Source organism: Bacillus marinisedimentorum (assembly GCF_001644195.2).
Lineage (GTDB): Bacteria > Bacillota > Bacilli > Bacillales > Bacillaceae_O > Bacillus_BL > Bacillus_BL marinisedimentorum.
Window position 1 is genome coordinate 1 of sequence record NZ_LWBL02000009.1, and the last position, 15,764, is coordinate 15,764.

General features: G+C 45.4%; 13 protein-coding genes. 7 read left to right on the forward strand and 6 right to left on the reverse strand.

The annotated features are described in order from the left end of the window. Nucleotides 1-131: 131 nt before the first annotated feature. A complete protein-coding gene (pruA, locus tag A4U59_RS02225; protein WP_070119571.1) occupies nt 132-1,679 on the reverse strand; it encodes an L-glutamate gamma-semialdehyde dehydrogenase in 1,548 nt (515 codons plus the stop codon). Nucleotides 1,680-1,866: 187 nt separating this feature from the next. Further along, complete coding sequence (locus tag A4U59_RS02230) at nt 1,867-2,781, reverse strand: proline dehydrogenase family protein (RefSeq protein WP_070119572.1); 915 nt, start codon at nt 2,779-2,781, stop codon at nt 1,867-1,869. Nucleotides 2,782-2,967: 186 nt separating this feature from the next. Here A4U59_RS02230 and A4U59_RS02235 point away from each other — a divergent pair, with 186 nt between their 5' ends. Continuing rightward, the gene (locus tag A4U59_RS02235) at nt 2,968-4,548 is read left to right on the forward strand and encodes a sigma-54 interaction domain-containing protein (protein ID WP_070119573.1); all 1,581 of its coding nucleotides are present in this window, start codon (nt 2,968-2,970) and stop codon (nt 4,546-4,548) included. Nucleotides 4,549-4,761: 213 nt separating this feature from the next. Here the strand turns inward: A4U59_RS02235 and A4U59_RS02240 are convergent, their stop codons facing one another. Further along, the gene (locus A4U59_RS02240; RefSeq protein ID WP_169823893.1) at nt 4,762-5,199 is read right to left on the reverse strand and encodes a CBS domain-containing protein; all 438 of its coding nucleotides are present in this window, start codon (nt 5,197-5,199) and stop codon (nt 4,762-4,764) included. Between the two features lie 202 nt (nt 5,200-5,401). On the opposite strand from A4U59_RS02240, the gene A4U59_RS21210 reads away from it, so the two are divergent. Further along, nucleotides 5,402-5,572, forward strand: a complete 171-nt coding sequence (locus A4U59_RS21210; protein ID WP_157888114.1) for a hypothetical protein — start codon at nt 5,402-5,404, stop codon at nt 5,570-5,572. Between the two features lie 197 nt (nt 5,573-5,769). Here A4U59_RS21210 and A4U59_RS02245 read toward each other — a convergent pair whose 3' ends face one another. Continuing rightward, nucleotides 5,770-6,951 (reverse strand): FxLYD domain-containing protein, encoded by a 1,182-nt coding sequence (locus tag A4U59_RS02245; protein WP_070119575.1) that lies wholly within the window; start codon nt 6,949-6,951, stop codon nt 5,770-5,772. A gap of 312 nt (nt 6,952-7,263) precedes the next feature. Between A4U59_RS02245 and A4U59_RS02255 the strand changes: the two genes are divergently transcribed. The 3 genes from A4U59_RS02255 (at nt 7,264) to A4U59_RS02265 (ending at nt 9,810) form a co-directional block, all read left to right on the forward strand. Then, nucleotides 7,264-7,353 carry a YjcZ family sporulation protein gene (locus tag A4U59_RS02255; RefSeq protein WP_070119577.1) on the forward strand — a complete coding sequence of 30 codons (90 nt, stop codon included), beginning with the start codon at nt 7,264-7,266 and terminating at the stop codon, nt 7,351-7,353. Nucleotides 7,354-7,564: 211 nt separating this feature from the next. Then, a complete protein-coding gene (locus A4U59_RS02260; protein ID WP_070119578.1) occupies nt 7,565-8,086 on the forward strand; it encodes a GNAT family N-acetyltransferase in 522 nt (173 codons plus the stop codon). 773 nt (nt 8,087-8,859) lie between these two features. Next, nucleotides 8,860-9,810 carry a CorA family divalent cation transporter gene (locus A4U59_RS02265; RefSeq protein ID WP_070119579.1) on the forward strand — a complete coding sequence of 317 codons (951 nt, stop codon included), beginning with the start codon at nt 8,860-8,862 and terminating at the stop codon, nt 9,808-9,810. A gap of 588 nt (nt 9,811-10,398) precedes the next feature. Here A4U59_RS02265 and A4U59_RS02275 read toward each other — a convergent pair. Continuing rightward, nucleotides 10,399-12,432, reverse strand: coding sequence for a putative bifunctional diguanylate cyclase/phosphodiesterase (locus A4U59_RS02275; RefSeq protein WP_070119581.1), 2,034 nt, complete (start codon nt 12,430-12,432; stop codon nt 10,399-10,401). A 237-nt stretch (nt 12,433-12,669) separates the two neighbouring features. Between A4U59_RS02275 and A4U59_RS02280 the strand changes: the two genes are divergently transcribed. Further along, entirely contained in the window at nt 12,670-13,782 is a 1,113-nt protein-coding gene (locus A4U59_RS02280; RefSeq protein ID WP_070119582.1) for a carbohydrate kinase, read from the forward strand. A gap of 2 nt (nt 13,783-13,784) precedes the next feature. Beyond that, nucleotides 13,785-14,687 (forward strand): pseudouridine-5'-phosphate glycosidase, encoded by a 903-nt coding sequence (locus A4U59_RS02285; RefSeq protein WP_425388867.1) that lies wholly within the window; start codon nt 13,785-13,787, stop codon nt 14,685-14,687. Nucleotides 14,688-14,795: 108 nt separating this feature from the next. Here A4U59_RS02285 and A4U59_RS02290 read toward each other — a convergent pair whose 3' ends face one another. Beyond that, nucleotides 14,796-15,764, reverse strand: coding sequence for a helix-turn-helix transcriptional regulator (locus A4U59_RS02290; RefSeq protein WP_245680474.1), 969 nt, complete (start codon nt 15,762-15,764; stop codon nt 14,796-14,798).

Below are 15,764 nucleotides of genomic sequence, written 5' to 3' on the forward strand. Positions count from 1 at the left end.
AGCTGGATGACTCCCTTCTCGCTTTTTATCCATAACGCAAAAATTTTATTATTTCCTTAACAATAAAAAAACCCGTATACACAATTAAGTGCATACGGGTAATAATTGATTCAAACGTTATTTACCTGCTCTTACCACATCTGGCTGATTGTCTTCGCCTGCATGTGAAGTGCCAGGTAATCCGGACCGCCCGCTTTGGAGTCTGTACCGGACATTTTGAAGCCGCCGAATGGCTGGTAGCCGACGATGGCTCCTGTGCAATTGCGGTTGAAGTACAGGTTGCCGACATGGAATTCACGCTTGGCGCGTTCGATGTGCTCGGCATTTCGTGAAATCAGGGCACCAGTCAGGCCGTATTCTGTGTTGTTGGCAATTTCAAGCATTTCATCAAAGTCTTTTGCTTTGGCAAACGCTGTAACCGGGCCGAAAATTTCTTCCTGCATAATGCGCGCTTTCGGGTCGGCATCCGCAAAAATGGTCGGCTGGATGAAGTATCCTTTGGACGTATCCCCTTCACCGCCAACGACTAGACGGGCTTCGTCCTTGCCGATATCGATATAGCCCATGATTTTATCGTACGCTTTCTGGTTGATGACAGGTCCCATATAGTAATTTTTCTCAGCAGGATTGCCGACTTCCAGTTCTTTCGCCAATGCAACAGTTTTTTCAAGAACTTCATCATATACCTCTTCATGCACGACAACACGTGACCCCGCTGAGCATTTCTGGCCGGAGAAGCCGAAGGCAGAGGCAAGCACAGCCTCAGCTGCAAGATCAAGATCGGCATCTTTGTCAACGAGGACCGTATCTTTTCCGCCCATCTCGGCAATGACACGCTTCAAATGATTCTGGCCTTCCTGAACAACGGCGGCACGCTGGTAAATGCGGGTTCCGACTGCTCTTGAACCAGTGAAACTGATTAGTGCCGCTTTCGGGTGGTCAACCATATAGTCACCGATTTCAAGCGGATCGCCCGGCACGAAGTTGACAACGCCTTTTGGCAGGCCTGCTTCCTCAAGGATTTCAACGAACTTGGCCGCAATCAGCGGTGTCGGCTCTGCCGGTTTCAAAAGAACTGTATTGCCGGTAACGATAGGAGCGGCGGTTGTGCCGACCATGATTGCCCCAGCAAAATTCCATGGCGGAATGACTACGGCTACCCCTGTTGGTGTATAAATGTATTCGTTCTTCTCGCCGTCACGGCTGTTCACCGGCTTGCCGTCCGCAAGTTCAACCATCTGACGAGCATAGTATTCAAGAAAATCGATGGCTTCGGCAATATCGGCATCTGCCTCTTTCCACGGCTTCCCTGCTTCTTTTATGAGGACAGCTGACAGCTCATGCTTGCGGCGTCTCATGATGGCAGCAGCCCTGACAAGGATTTCGGCACGTGCTTTCGGTGCCCAGTCTCTCCATGACTTTAGCGCCTCTTCGGCAGCATCAAATGCTTTGTCGATCAGTTCGGGTGTCGCTTTTGAGACGGTGCCGATTACCTCTTCCTTATTTGAAGGGTTGTAAGAAACGAGTTTGCCCTCGGTGGAAACCCGTTCACCGCCAATGACGAGATCATAATGTTCGCCGAGTGAATTTTCAAACTTCTTAACGGCTTCTTCAATGGCTCGTTTGTTTTCCTCTGCGCTGAAATCTGTGAATGGTTCGTGTCTGTATGGTGTAAACATGGACATACCCCTTTCTTCTTTATTACCTGTCTTAATAATGCAAATTTTGTGCCAATCTGCATTCCTTTTATTTTTAGCCAGATCGGCAATCTAAGAAACTATCATTATATTTACAATAGTGTAAAAACATTGTACACCAGTATTTACACTTTTGTAAATATCAATGCTTCATCATCCTCGGGAAGTGTTACTTCGAGAACAGGCCTTTCAGAGCAAATGCGATATTTTGCGGGCGCTCGGCCAGCCTTCTCATATAAAAACCGAACCAGTCATCGCCGAACGGCACATAGACCCTGACCTTATAGCCTTCCTGTGCGAGTGTTTCCTGCAGCTCTGTACGGAAACCGTAAAGGAACTGAAATTCAAACTGCTCCCTCGTTATGCCCCGCTCTTCTGTATAAGCTTTCACTTTTTCAATGATAGTATGGTCATGGGATGCGACCGCTGTATAGCTGCCGCTGTCCAGGTGCTGTTTGATGATTGAAAAGAAATTTTCATCCACCTTCCGTTTATCCTGAAATGCAACTTCAGGGGATTCCTTATAAGCACCTTTTACAAGGCGGAGGGACACTCCATTAAGCTGGTCGATATCTTCTGCTGAACGATATAAGTAAGCCTGAATGACTGTTCCGACATTATCAAAGTCCTTGCGGAGTTCTTGTAATAAATCGAGGGTCATCTGGCAGTGCGAGTAATCTTCCATATCAATCCTTACAAAAATGCCGTATTGGGCGGCGGTGCTGACAATTCGCCTCATGTTTTCCAGGGTGAAATCATAAGAAATGTCAAGGCCGATTTGTGTCAGCTTCACCGACAAATGGCTGTTCACTTCGTGATCGGCAATCGCCTCAATCGTGTTCACGCAGTAATTCGCCGATTCTCTCGCCTCAGGTTCAGTTGAAACAAACTCGCCCAAATGATCAAGTGTGCAGTGAATCCCCCTGGCATTAAGTTCTTTCACTTTTTGCATGGCACTCGGAATATCCATACCGGCAACGACCTGGGAAGCGCCAAGTTTCAGCCCCCATTTCTTTGCCATAGCATTCAACGGCCGGCTTTGCGAAGCATAAGAAAACAGGTTGTTTGTAACCTTTTCAATCATTTTATCCACCTCACAAAAAATCTGGATTATGAATCCGCTTACACCTGTTTCTATTGCAACAATTGTGCCAATTTTTTTAATTGAGAAATATCGGATAAATCCTTACAATAGAATTAACAATAGTGTTTAACGAATAATACATTTTACAGTTCTGTGTAAACTAACTGTATAGGAGGGTTTACATAAATGTTTAATCAGGACTTTCTTCTCTCTTCCCTGTCTATTCCATGGGATAAACATTATGACCCCAATTTTATGACAATCTATCCAGAAGACAGCCAGTTATCGGATGTGAAAGAAATTGATGACGGCAGGGATATTGCCCTCCAAAACAGCAGCGGTGAATTCGTCGGGGCCGTTCCCTATCAAACACTCATCAGGGTGATTTTCCAGCAATGGAAAATCTCATCTTCCTATTACAATACGTTGCTGGAAACGATTGAAGATGCCGTTACTGCGGTTGATCAGGGCGGCAACATCATATCCTGGAACGAGCGGGCACAGGATATGTTCAAATGGCCGGAAAGCGAAATTCTTGGGAAGCCGATTACGGATTATTTTCTTGAAGATAACATCAAAGTCATGTCGGTTGTGACAGAAGGCAAGGAAGTCCGCCGCCAGTATCACCACCCCCGCGAAAATGTCCATGTGCTTATCAACGCATCGCCGGTCCGGATGAATGATCATATTATCGGGGGCATATCGGTCGAACATGATATCACCGACATGGTCAGGCTCAGCAACGAGCTTTCCCAGACGACAGCTTATGTGCGTGATCTTGAAACCCAGATGGAAAACGGCCATGCTTCCGACCAACCGTTTGCACGGATAAAAGGCAGAAGCCCCGCACTATTGTCAGCCATCCAACTCGCTGAAAGAGTCGCAGTCTCCGATATTCCGGTCATGATCACCGGGGAAAGCGGCGTCGGAAAAGAATTGTTCGCCCAATCTATCCATGCCGAAAGCCGCCATGCGGATGGGCCTTTCATTGATATCAACTGCGGAGCAATCCCGCCTTCTTTGTTTGAAAGTGAATTGTTCGGATACGAAAAAGGGGCATTCACCGGTGCAAACACAACCGGAAAAAAAGGGAAACTGGACGCCGCAAGAGGCGGGAGTCTGTTTCTGGATGAAATCGGTGAACTGCCGCTTGATTTACAGGTGAAACTGTTGAGGGTCCTGCAGGAGAAGCAATTTTACCGGATTGGCGGAACACAGCCTATTTCGATAAAGGACGTTCGGATTATATCGGCAACGAACCGGGATGTCGATGAAATGATTGAAAGCGGCCATTTCCGTGAGGACTTATATTACCGGCTTAATGTCGTGTCGGTCCATGTCCCGCCGCTCCGGGAACGGATTGAAGACCTGCCTCATCTCATCCAGCTGTTTATGCAGGAGTTTTCCGTTAAGTATTCGAAACCGATTCCGGTAATGGCTCCTGAGCTCATGTATGTCCTGCTGCATCATAACTGGCCGGGCAACATCCGGCAGCTCCGAAATATTATGGAGCGTCTGATGATTTTGTGTGACGGCGAAGCCATATCTGCCCGCCATTTGCCGCGGGATTTTGTAAAAAACAGCGCAGCATCGGTCGCTGTCGCTACTGAATCGTTTGAAACCGTTCCGGATATCCCGGCCCCCGATGAAAAAACACAAATCGAACAGGCCCTCATGAAAACATACGGCAATAAATCGGCTGCAGCCGAAATGCTTGGAATTTCCCGGGCTACGTTATATAACAAAATCAAAAAGTATGGCCTTTAGTCTGACTTACACTTAAATAACTTGGGAGATTCTTCAATTGGTAAACCACATTACTGATTCTGGAGCAGCTTTTCCGGTTGAATTTTCAGTTGATAAGGCAGGGGCTTACGGGCAGGTTTTTATTCGGGGATCAGAAGCGGTTGTGACACGAAGATTAAACAGGGTCAGAAAAAAGAGCCGATGGCCAATGCCTCGGCTCTCTTTCATTATGAGTTATTGTTTGGGGTGGGAAGGACGGGAAATATGGTCGAGCGTAAACCCTGTCCGGACTTCACCTTTGTCATTAACAGCCAGGTCGCCGATTGATACTATGCCAACAAGCTTGTTGTTCTGATCAGTAACAGGCAAGCGGCGGATTTGCTCGTCTGACATGAGACGGAATGCATCATTTACATCCGTATCTGGTGGGCATGTCTCCGGATTTGTTGTCATTACCTCTTCTGCAGCAAAATCTGCGCTTCCTTTTTCAGCAAGACCCGCTACGACGATATCACGATCAGTTACGACCCCTTTTACCACTTGATCCTGATCCACAACCGGCACAACGCCGACATCAATTTCTTTCATTATTTTAGCGACCTCCGTAATATTTGCCGAAGGTGCAACCGTGCGAACATCTTTAGTCATGATTTCTTCCAGTTTTGGTATCAAAGTATCCCTCCTTAAATGGTGGTATATATTCATTACCCATTTTTCTTCCAATCCATTCTTAAAAAGAGATTGGCACACGTATCCTGTCTTCTCTGAATCCCGGAAACCTGGAGCATGAATGAGTTTGACAGGTTGGCTGAATAGTGTCAGCTTATGCTATAATCCGAAACAGTTTATTTAAGGAAAGGCAGGACTAAGATCAATGTCCATTTTATTGCTTGTGTTCATGTTTTTCGGATTTGCAGGTTTTTGTATCGCTGCGATCCGCATTGTGGATGACAAATATGAAAGCGGCAGCCGGACGAAGACAGCGCTTGTGATTTCACTCGTTGTCATGTTTGGATCGTTTATTTTGCAGCGGCTGTCTGTCTAGAATTATCCCTGCTGTAAGAAAAGTGCAAGGCGTCCCCCCTATGACGATAGCCACTGGCGCCTGGAACTAGACGCCAGCGAGCACTGCTGTTTAAATCTATATTCTAAAAATCGAAATGTTTCTTTGCTGACAATTTATACTCCTATACCGTGAAAAATAAGCCCTGCCCGAACAATCACCCGGGCAAGGCTTCTTAATTAAAACGACCAATTATACGCTTTTACTTTTGCTTCTGCCGCTTTTCCGGCGATCTCAGCCGGCAGCTCAGGATAGTTCAATTGGAAGCCTGCTTTTCCGCCAGGATTTAGACTCACCTCAATCCCCCCATCCAAAACACCGAGGAAATTACCGGCTTCATCAAACAAAGCTGCAGAAATCCTGATATCGTCCGCTTTTTGATCCGTCGGGTTTGATACCATACCCGTAACGATGTATGGGGTTCCGTATTCGGGATCTCCCTCTTTCAGCTTTATGCTGTCCGTTTCGAGCATCATTGGCTCTTCCGCAGTTTTACTGAAATCAAGGTTGATGTCAGCGCTTTTGAATTCATCAGGACTTGATGCGCCTTCCATTATTGTCGACTCGCTGATATAAGCTGTTTCACCCGGCATAATGACATCAGGTGTTGCCGAAAACATTTGTGCGGTTCCGAGGATGCTGCCGTCTGTTCCGTTAAAGTTAATTTGGAGGGCACCAAGTGCAGCCGGCGCGTTGCCTGTATTCTTGATAACTGCTGAATAATGCGCCCATACAGTATCGATACTGTCCTCCCATGCTGCATATGTCTCTTCTATGACTTCTATAGAAGCTTCTTTGCCTTCCTCCTCTTTTTGCCGCTGTTTCACTTCTGCTGGCACCGGTGTATCAAAGCGGCCTCTCATCTCTTCATAACTTTCCTTCATATCTTGATCTTCTGCATTTCCGGAAAGAACCATAAAAAGCTTAAATGTTTCATCATCTTTTGCATAAGCATGAATGTTTTCTCTCAAATCGCCGTTTTTGTCATCCAAATGAACAAGAACGGCCTTCCACTCTTCCCCATCCTCTTTACCTGAAATACTTTCGATCACCTTTGGATTCTGGCTGTTCGCTTTATCCGATTCAGTCACTGTTCCGGCGGATAATTCATATAGCCCTTGTGTTTCGCTGTGTATATAGTCATTTATATACGCTTTCTGGGTTTCTTCGTCAGCAAACATCGCTTCATAATATTCTTTTGCCGCTTCCTCCTCCTCATCCAGATTTTCCTTTTCCTTCACTTTCTCCTCCGTGTTTCCGCCGTTGGCCTGTTTTGATTCCATCGTGCTCTCTTCCGCTCCACATGCGCTGACCAACATAATCAACACAAACATTGAAATGACAGCAATACCTTTTTTCATTTTTCTTCCCCCCTGATATATTTCAGTTTGAAGAGCAAATCATCTCCAGATGCCAAGCTGTTCCTCCATTGAAGGAAGTTTTCTTTTACTCTTCTGTCTGCAATTGCATCATACCAACTGACCCATACCAAAAACGGCACACCTGGAAAATCCTTTCCAAAATGATTGAAAATTGCCTGGCAATTGCCAGGCAATCACACAGCATTCCTATCCACCATTCCAGCCTATTTTTGAGTTGTATTCCCATTTGTCCAAACGAATCTTCATGGTCTGCATAATGTAATAGTGTAAGAACTAAGGAGGTGTTAATGAATGGGTTACGGCTCTGGTTACGGTGGAGGATTCGCCTTAATCGTTGTTCTGTTTATCCTCCTCATCATCGTCGGTGCCTCATGGTACTAAAATGATGAAAATGCAAGAGCCCCCATCTGCGGATGAGGGCTCTTGTATATCTGTACATATGTTAAACATAGCGTTTGCAAATTAAGCAGGTCATGCGTTAGAATGGGTAACTGTGTGCCTGGCCGAAGCTCCAGGCAATGAACGAAATTGCTATTTTATCCTTATTATAATGTATGCATAACACCATTACTTCGAAAGAGAGGAGGATTTGATGCTGCTCAGCAAGCTGGCGGAAACGGAAGAATCAAAAGATCCGCAAGAGCTGAAAAGAGAATTGGACGAATTGGAGATTCAAATGTTCAGGATACAGCAAAACATGAAAGATATCGCCAAAAAACGGCAGGTCCTCGGCATTGACCAGGCAAAAGACGATAACTGGGTTATTGTATCAGCTGTCGATGACGGCAATATTTGCAAAGTCATGCTGAATGAGTGCAGCCGTTCTTTCCGGGGATCTTGGGATTTTTCCATCCATGCCGAATACAGGGATAAAAACACGATCCATATCGGCGACATCCGCGGACCTGAAGGAAAAGGATATGGGACAGTGCTGATGGATCACCTGAAAGAAATCGCCAGGGACCAGAACATCCAGTATATCACCGGTGATATCGCTGCACGCGATTGGGATCATGTCGATCGCCTTGAGCATTTTTATACTAAACACAATTTTGAAATAGACCTTGATTTTGAAAACAAGTCCGGTAAAATCGAATGGACGGATATGAATTAGACAGCATTTCCTGATAAGGCTGGGACAAAAATATTTTAATCAAAAAAATCCGAACTATGCTGCGAAGCTTCAAATGGAATTTCGCATTGGTTCGGATTTTTTATTTTACGGCTTTCTGAACATGATCTATAGAGTTAAGCAGTTAGTTATGGCCGGGCTTTTTTTATAAGGCTCTGTTAAACGCTAGTGTTGATTTCCGTTGCAGGTACTCGCTTTCACCCAAGGGCACAAGTGCGACATCCGTTTCTGCTTCCCTCCGGTCGCACTCACGGTGTCTTCTTTGCCGCGGGACGGGCGGTGAGCCTTCTCATCGCTGACGCTTTTGCGGGGTCTCACCTGTCCCGCTAATCCCGCAGGAATCTCGGACCTTCCACTCCAATCAACTAGTGAAAAAATCAACATTGTGCTTTAACACAGCCTTTTATAAAGACAATCCATTTTCTAACAAGCTCATTCATTTCCCGTCGGATAACCATTTTTCACGCCGTACCCATATAGCTGCGTTGCGGGAGTGCCCTTTTCACGCGGGACTCCGTGTTTTTCACGCCAAACTCAGCACATTTCACGGTCACTACCCCACATTTCACGCCGTACATCACAACTTTCGCGCCGGTGCATCTGTTATGCTTTTTTCGTATTTCTTTTATACAACCCACACAGATGAAAATGAATGGTGCATGGAATTTGTTACATTAAGCCGCAGTGTTTGATTGTTTCTTTACAGGGGAATTACGTTGTAGCAAGTAGACCTGAGCAAAAAGGGGAACTTTATTATGGAATATTATTTTAACAATTGGGAATGGCATAATTTTGACAATTTAGAGGAAGCAGAAAAAGCCGCAGACTCAATGGATGATCCCCATTTGCCTGATTGGCTTGACAGAGCAAAAAATGAAGAATTTAGCGAATTCGTGTCTCAAGTTCTCTCATGGGGCGAAGAACATGCAACTGTATCCAGCCTGATTACGTATGATTATGAAGAAGACAGGGATATGCCCTGTTATATCTATGTGACAAAGAAAAAACTGATCACAATCGGCCTGGACTTCTCGAAACTTAAAACGATCGAAAAGAAGGATACGGTAAAACAGTTTTCAAACGCCGGCTCTGCACCACAGGGTCTTTTGCGCCTTCTCGGAGATATTTTAGAAAGCTTTCTGCTTGAGTTGCAGCCTACCGGTGATCACATCAAACGGGTACATGAAAGGGTCAGCCAGAACCGGCGTGTAAATCACCTTGAACAAATTTACAATTTCCGCTACAAATTAATGCGCTGGGCCGATTTGGAGTTGGGACTCAAAGAGCTTTACGCCACACTTGAGGAAGCTTATCTTGACGAACTGACCGAAGAAAAAGAATATCAATTGGTGAAATCCCGTTTCAGCCGGTTTGAAATGCTTATCCACAACTTTGAAAAGGATCTTGACACCCTGCGCGAACTGAATAACGGACTGGTATCCTACCGGGCCAACGAAATCATGAAAACATTGACCGTTTTCACAGTGCTGATCACACCGATAACTGCGCTTGGCGCATTGTGGGGGATGAACTTTAAATATATGCCTGAACTGGACGAGAAGTGGGGGTATTGGGCATCTCTGAGTTTGATGGCAATCATTTCTACAATCATCTTTTTGTGGCTTAAGAAAAAAGGCTGGACTGGCAATATTTTAAAAAATAAAGACAAAAAACCAAAAAAGTTTTCTTTTTTTGATGATAAGTAGATACCCTGCCTGAACATACTAACGGGTGCGGTTTTGAACAAAGGTACAAAATAGAACGGAAAACAACAGTAGTTTCACCAACCAAATCCGTATGATGAAGAACATAGAAAAACGCTCCTAGTGTAAAAAACTTGGAGCGTTTCTGTAAATTGTCTGATTCGAATTGCTTTTATTCAGCCTACTGATTTGGACAAAAACAATCAATCCTGCCGCCCATTGTTTTGTAAAATGAAGTGGATTCACTGTTACCGATAAGATCCGGTTGGTGTTATTCTTGCCTTTATCAATATGTTTTAGGCACTTATTTGAAATATAGTTGACATCAGTTTTTCTTAAATGTCCGTACATAAAAACTGTCAGGGTTTGAAAAAAAAAAAAAAAAAACTGCAAACTTTGTTTGCAGTCACCTAAACAGGTGGAGAAAAAATGAATTACTACAGGATAATGTAAGCGTACGCTATTCATCCCGCGTTTCCCAACCTGATAAATAGAGCATTATTCTTGAAATTGAAACATTATCCAATGACTCCTGCTGTTTCCTTCATTTTTCGGAAACCAATATGAACATATTCATATTATTTAATTTATTCAAGGCCGTTTCCCCGATTTATGGGTAGTGGCCGCCGTTTCCGCTTCTCTTTTCAAAAAGGCTTCGGCGTGTTTGCGTTCAAGCGGTCTGGCAAACAGATATCCCTGTCCGTACGAACAGTCGAGATCCTGTAAAAATTGCAGCTGCTCATCTGTCTCTATCCCTTCAGCTGTAACATCAAGCCGCAAATGCCTCGCAATTGACAGAATCGCCCTGATGATTTCCCTGCTTTCACTTTTTTCTTCGATATCTTTGATGAAGGTGCGGTCAATTTTAATATGCTTGATGCCGAGGAGCCTCAAATAATTTAAGGAACTATGGCCAGTACCGAAGTCATCAATCGATACATGGACTCCAAACTCCCTCAGCTTTTCAATGACTTCAAGGGCATACTCAACATTTTTCATTGCCAGGCTTTCCGTAACTTCGAGTTCCAAAAGGGAAGGATCGAGAGCCGTTTCATTCAGTATGTCTTCCACTGTATGTATAAAATTCGGATGCTCAAGCTGTTTTATGGATATGTTAACCGCCATTTTCAATTGTTTCTTATAAACAATTTGCCAGTTTTGAAGTTCTCTTACCGCATTCCGGAGCACCCATTCGCCGATTGGAACGATATCCCCTGTTTCTTCGGCCAGCGGAATAAAAGCAACGGGGGAAATCACACCGCGTCCCGGGTGTTTCCAGCGGAGCAGGGCTTCGAACCCGGTAATCGTTCCAGAGCGCAAATCAATCTGGGGCTGGTACAGAATCCGAAATTGATTTTTCGTTAACGCATGTCTGAGATCTGTCTTTAACTCCACAACTTTGTTGCTCTCTTTCAACATTTCTTCTGAATAGATCTGGTACTGGTTTTTACCGGAGTCTTTCGCATGATACATAGCCAAATCGGCGTACTTCATCAAAGCGGGAGCGGTCCGCCCATGTTTCGGATAACAGGCTGCCCCCATGCTCGTTGTGATGGTAACCGTTTTCCCATCAATGCTGATGGGCAAAGTGACCACACGGATCAATTGATCCAGTATATCATGAAGCCTTGCCTCATCCCCCGGCAGCAGGATGACAAACTCATCCCCGCCGACACGTGAAACCGTTCCCTTATGCTTCAGTGCTTTGCTCAGCCGGATGCCCATTTGCTTCAAGACGGTATCCCCGTGCTGGTGGCCATAATAATCATTGATCATCTTGAATGAATCAAGATCGAGGAATAGCAGGTAAAAAGGTTTCCGGCTTTTAATGGTCATTTTGATCTGATTCTGAATCGCCATCCGATTCGGCAGCCCCGTCAAAGGGTCATGATGGGCCAAAAATTCGAGTTTTTCATTATTTTCCTCGAGTTCAGCCTGCTTTTCCTTATACTGTTTTTCACCATACTTCATGGCTAAAAGAATGAGCAAAAAGACCGTCAGCAGCTCAACAATAAAATCATCTCTGTTTTCACCCAATCCAGATGCCTCAAGCATTGTCAGGCAGGCGCCGATCACTCCGCTTGCAGCAAGGAAAGAAAAAACAGCCTGAAATGAAAGCGGTACGTTTCGCCGGTTGCGGAGCTGGTCGACCCTCACCTGTTTCAAAACCCTGACAAGGAGGAAAAACGTAATTATATACAACAGCATACTTACGATGAGGATTTTCCATTCCCACTCGATCTCAGCATGATTGTACTCTTTTAATACATACGCAGGCAGCATCACAGTTACCGTACCATAAACAACACTCAATAAGCCCGTGTACCTTGAAGAAGAATCAACTGCCAATATTTTTCCCAAGAAATGAGTGAACACCGTATAAATCAAAAAAGAAAAAACGAAAGAAAAAATCAATTCCGGGTATACGTCAAAAAAAGCGAGCGAATGTCCGCTGGCAAGCAGCAAAAAACCGGCAGTCACCCACAGCGAAAGTGCAAGAAACAGCGCCTGTGCATATGTACACATCCATTTTTCCCGCGTCATATTCGGAAGCAGAAACACTCCGAAAATAAGCAGCATATTCATTAAAACTGCAAGAAATAAAAAGACCAGCTCATCCCCCATGTTGTCAAACCTCCATTTATGCGGACACCTACTGCAAAATGGGCAATTAAACCCATTTCGATTTGAAAAAATAGCCTTCTTCTTCATGATACACCTGTTAGCAGCATCTCGTATAGGCCTATAAGACCATTTAGTAACAGTATGTAAATATTTTGCTGATATAGGATGGCTCTATTCTAAACTTTTGTTTATAATATAGACAAGTGTTTATGGGATATTTAATAAGGGGGCCCGGTCATGAATGAGAACGAAAAAAAGATATTGTCGATGATTAAAGATAACCCTTTTGTGACACAGCACCAGCTCTCAAAACAGCTCGGACTCTCCCGTTCCGCTGTCGCAGGCTATATTTCCAACCTTATGAAAAAAGGGGAAATTATCGGAAGGGCTTACGTGCCCAAGGAAGAAAGATTGATTACTTGTATCGGCGGGTCGAATGTCGACCGCAAATCATGGATTCATGGCGACATCCAGTGGGGCACCTCGAATCCGGTGACCAGTAAAAAGGCAAAAGGCGGCGTCGCCCGCAACGTCGCAGAAAACCTCGGCCGCCTTGGCATGCCTGTCTCTCTTTTGACTGTCGTTGGTGAAGATCCGGATGGAGAGTGGCTGCTTGACAGCTCCAAAGAACATATGGACATCAGCCCGTCGTATTCGATTCACGAAGCGGCAACCGGTTCGTATACAGCACTTCTTGACGAAAGCGGCGACATGATTGTAGCCCTGGCTGATATGGGAATTTATGACCGCATCGAGGATTCTGATATCGACAGGCGCTGGAACATCCTGGCCGCATCAAGTTTTGTCATGATCGACACGAACTTTTCAAGCGAAGTCATCAGTCATGTCATCAAACGCTGCGGCCAGAGCAACGTGCCCCTTTGCGTTGCGCCTGTTTCGGCTCCCAAAGTGAAAAAATTGCCTCATCGATTGGAAGGCATTACACTCCTGGCAGCAAATCGCGACGAGATAGAAGCGATGACGGGCATCACGCTTGAAAACGAAGAGGATTTTAAGAAGGCGGCGGCTTCCCTGTTTTCAAGAGGAGTCGAAAACGTGGTGATCACGTTTGGCAAAAAAGGGCTTTTTTATTTTGACCGCTCGGCTTCCTACGGCAGATTGCAGGCTCCTTCCCTAAAAAAAATCCGGGAAGTGACAGGGGCTGGCGACGCCCTTGTGGCAGGCATCCTTTACGGGCTGAACAGGCACATGGATCTCGGCGAAGCGTGCCGCTACGGCATGGCTTGCTCGATTCATTCCCTGCAGACGGAAGATACCGTCTCCCGCGATTTGAATGAGCTTTCTTTGCAGGAAACATACCAATACTATTTTGGAGGAATCAAACCATGAATATCGATTCTTATCTTTCATACTCAGAAGAAGTTGCGGCTGCACACCGTGAAAACCGCCCTATCGTAGCCCTTGAATCTACAATTATTTCGCATGGAATGCCTTATCCGCAAAATGTGGACACAGCACTTGAGGTAGAGGAAATCATCAGGCAAAACGGTGCCGTACCGGCCACCATTGCCATTCTAGACGGCAAAATAAAAATAGGTTTGTCAAAAGAAGAAATCGAGTATCTTGCGCAAGCCGATAATGTCATTAAAGCCAGCCGGCGTGACCTGCCTTACTTGCTGGCAAAGCAGAAAAACGGTGCGACGACTGTTGCCGCCACAATGATTTGTGCAGAGCTTGCCGGAATAAGTGTGTTTGCGACAGGCGGCATTGGCGGTGTCCATCGCGGTGCGGAAGAAACGATGGATATTTCGGCAGACCTGCAGGAGTTGGCCCAGACAAATGTTGCAGTAGTATGTGCAGGCGCAAAGTCCATTTTAGATCTTGGCCTGACGCTTGAATATCTGGAAACACACGGAGTGCCTGTCCTTGGTTACGGTACGGATACGCTGCCGGCATTTTATACAAGATCTAGCCGGCACCCGATTGACTACCGGGTGGACACCCCGGCAGAAGCGGCTGAGCTGATCAGGATCAAATGGGAACTCGGCCTTGAAGGAGGCATTGTAGTCGCCAACCCTGTGCCTGAAAAAGATGCACTCAGTGAGGACTTCATCAGCTCGGTCATTGAAAATGCCCTTGCCGAAGCAAAGGCACGGAATATCACCGGCAAAGATGTCACACCGTTTCTCCTGAGCCGCGTAAAGGATTTGACAGAAGGCAAAAGCCTTGAAACAAACATTGCCCTAGTCAAAAACAACGCCCAAATTGCAGCATCCATCGCTGTGAACATGTAAGACGGAGAGTGATTGCCTGTCTTAGGGCGGATTTGTGCAGATGGACGAAGTTTTAAAAAAACCGTACAGAACGGTGCCTGGCAATTGCGACGCAATTGCCAGGCATTTTTATTCTTCTCCGGAATACAGGCAGTGCAGTTTTTTGGTTTCTTCTGTCATTTTTTGGACAAGGGATGGCGGGGAGATTACTTTCGCTTTGCTGCCCCAGTTCAGGATCCAGCCGATCAGGCCGTCGCTCACTGATGCTTTAGCTGAAAGGATGAAATGGTCCTCATCAGCCGGACGGATATCAGCCCCCATGCCGAAGCGGTCCAATACGGGGTTGATCAAGATATTGCTGAACCGGATTTTTATCCAGTCCTCCTCCCCGCTGAACATCTGAAAGCTTTTACCTACGTAAGCGGTAATATCAAAGAGTTCTTTTTTAAAACGCTGCTCCTCTTTGACTTTCACATCGCGCATGCGGTCCACCCGGTAATGGCGCATTTCCCCTGTCTTCATGAATTTTCCGATCAAATAATAAAAATCATTATTCCAGATCAATGCATACGGCTGGACATCATACCATCCACCATCACGATGGAGAGTGAATTCTTTGCGGGCGTTATATGTACCGTATTGATATCTCAGATGCTTGCTGTCGGAGATGGCTGTATGGATTTTATCGATATTGAATTTAATCTGTTTATAATCAACACTTGAGGGCTGGCTGTAAATAAGCGGGCTCGGCAAGCTTTTGGCAATATGCCGGCTTGTCAAAAGCTTCAGCTTGCTGATAATCCGGTCAGTTTCATCTTCTGTTATGAACTTCGCGCTCAATACAGCATCAACGAGGAGACGAAGCTGATATGTTTCAAAGATTGGATCCTGATGGCTGTAGAGCTTCTTGCCTTTTTCACCGGTATTTTCCATCACCTCAAAACCGGTATCGTTCAGAGCATTAATATCCCGCTTGATCGCCCGCTTATCCACTTCAAACTCTTCACCAAAAACAAGCTTCAATTTCCCAATCAGATCCTCAACAGACAGCTCATGGAGTTCATCTGTCTCGTTCAACAAAATTTCCCGTAACTCCAA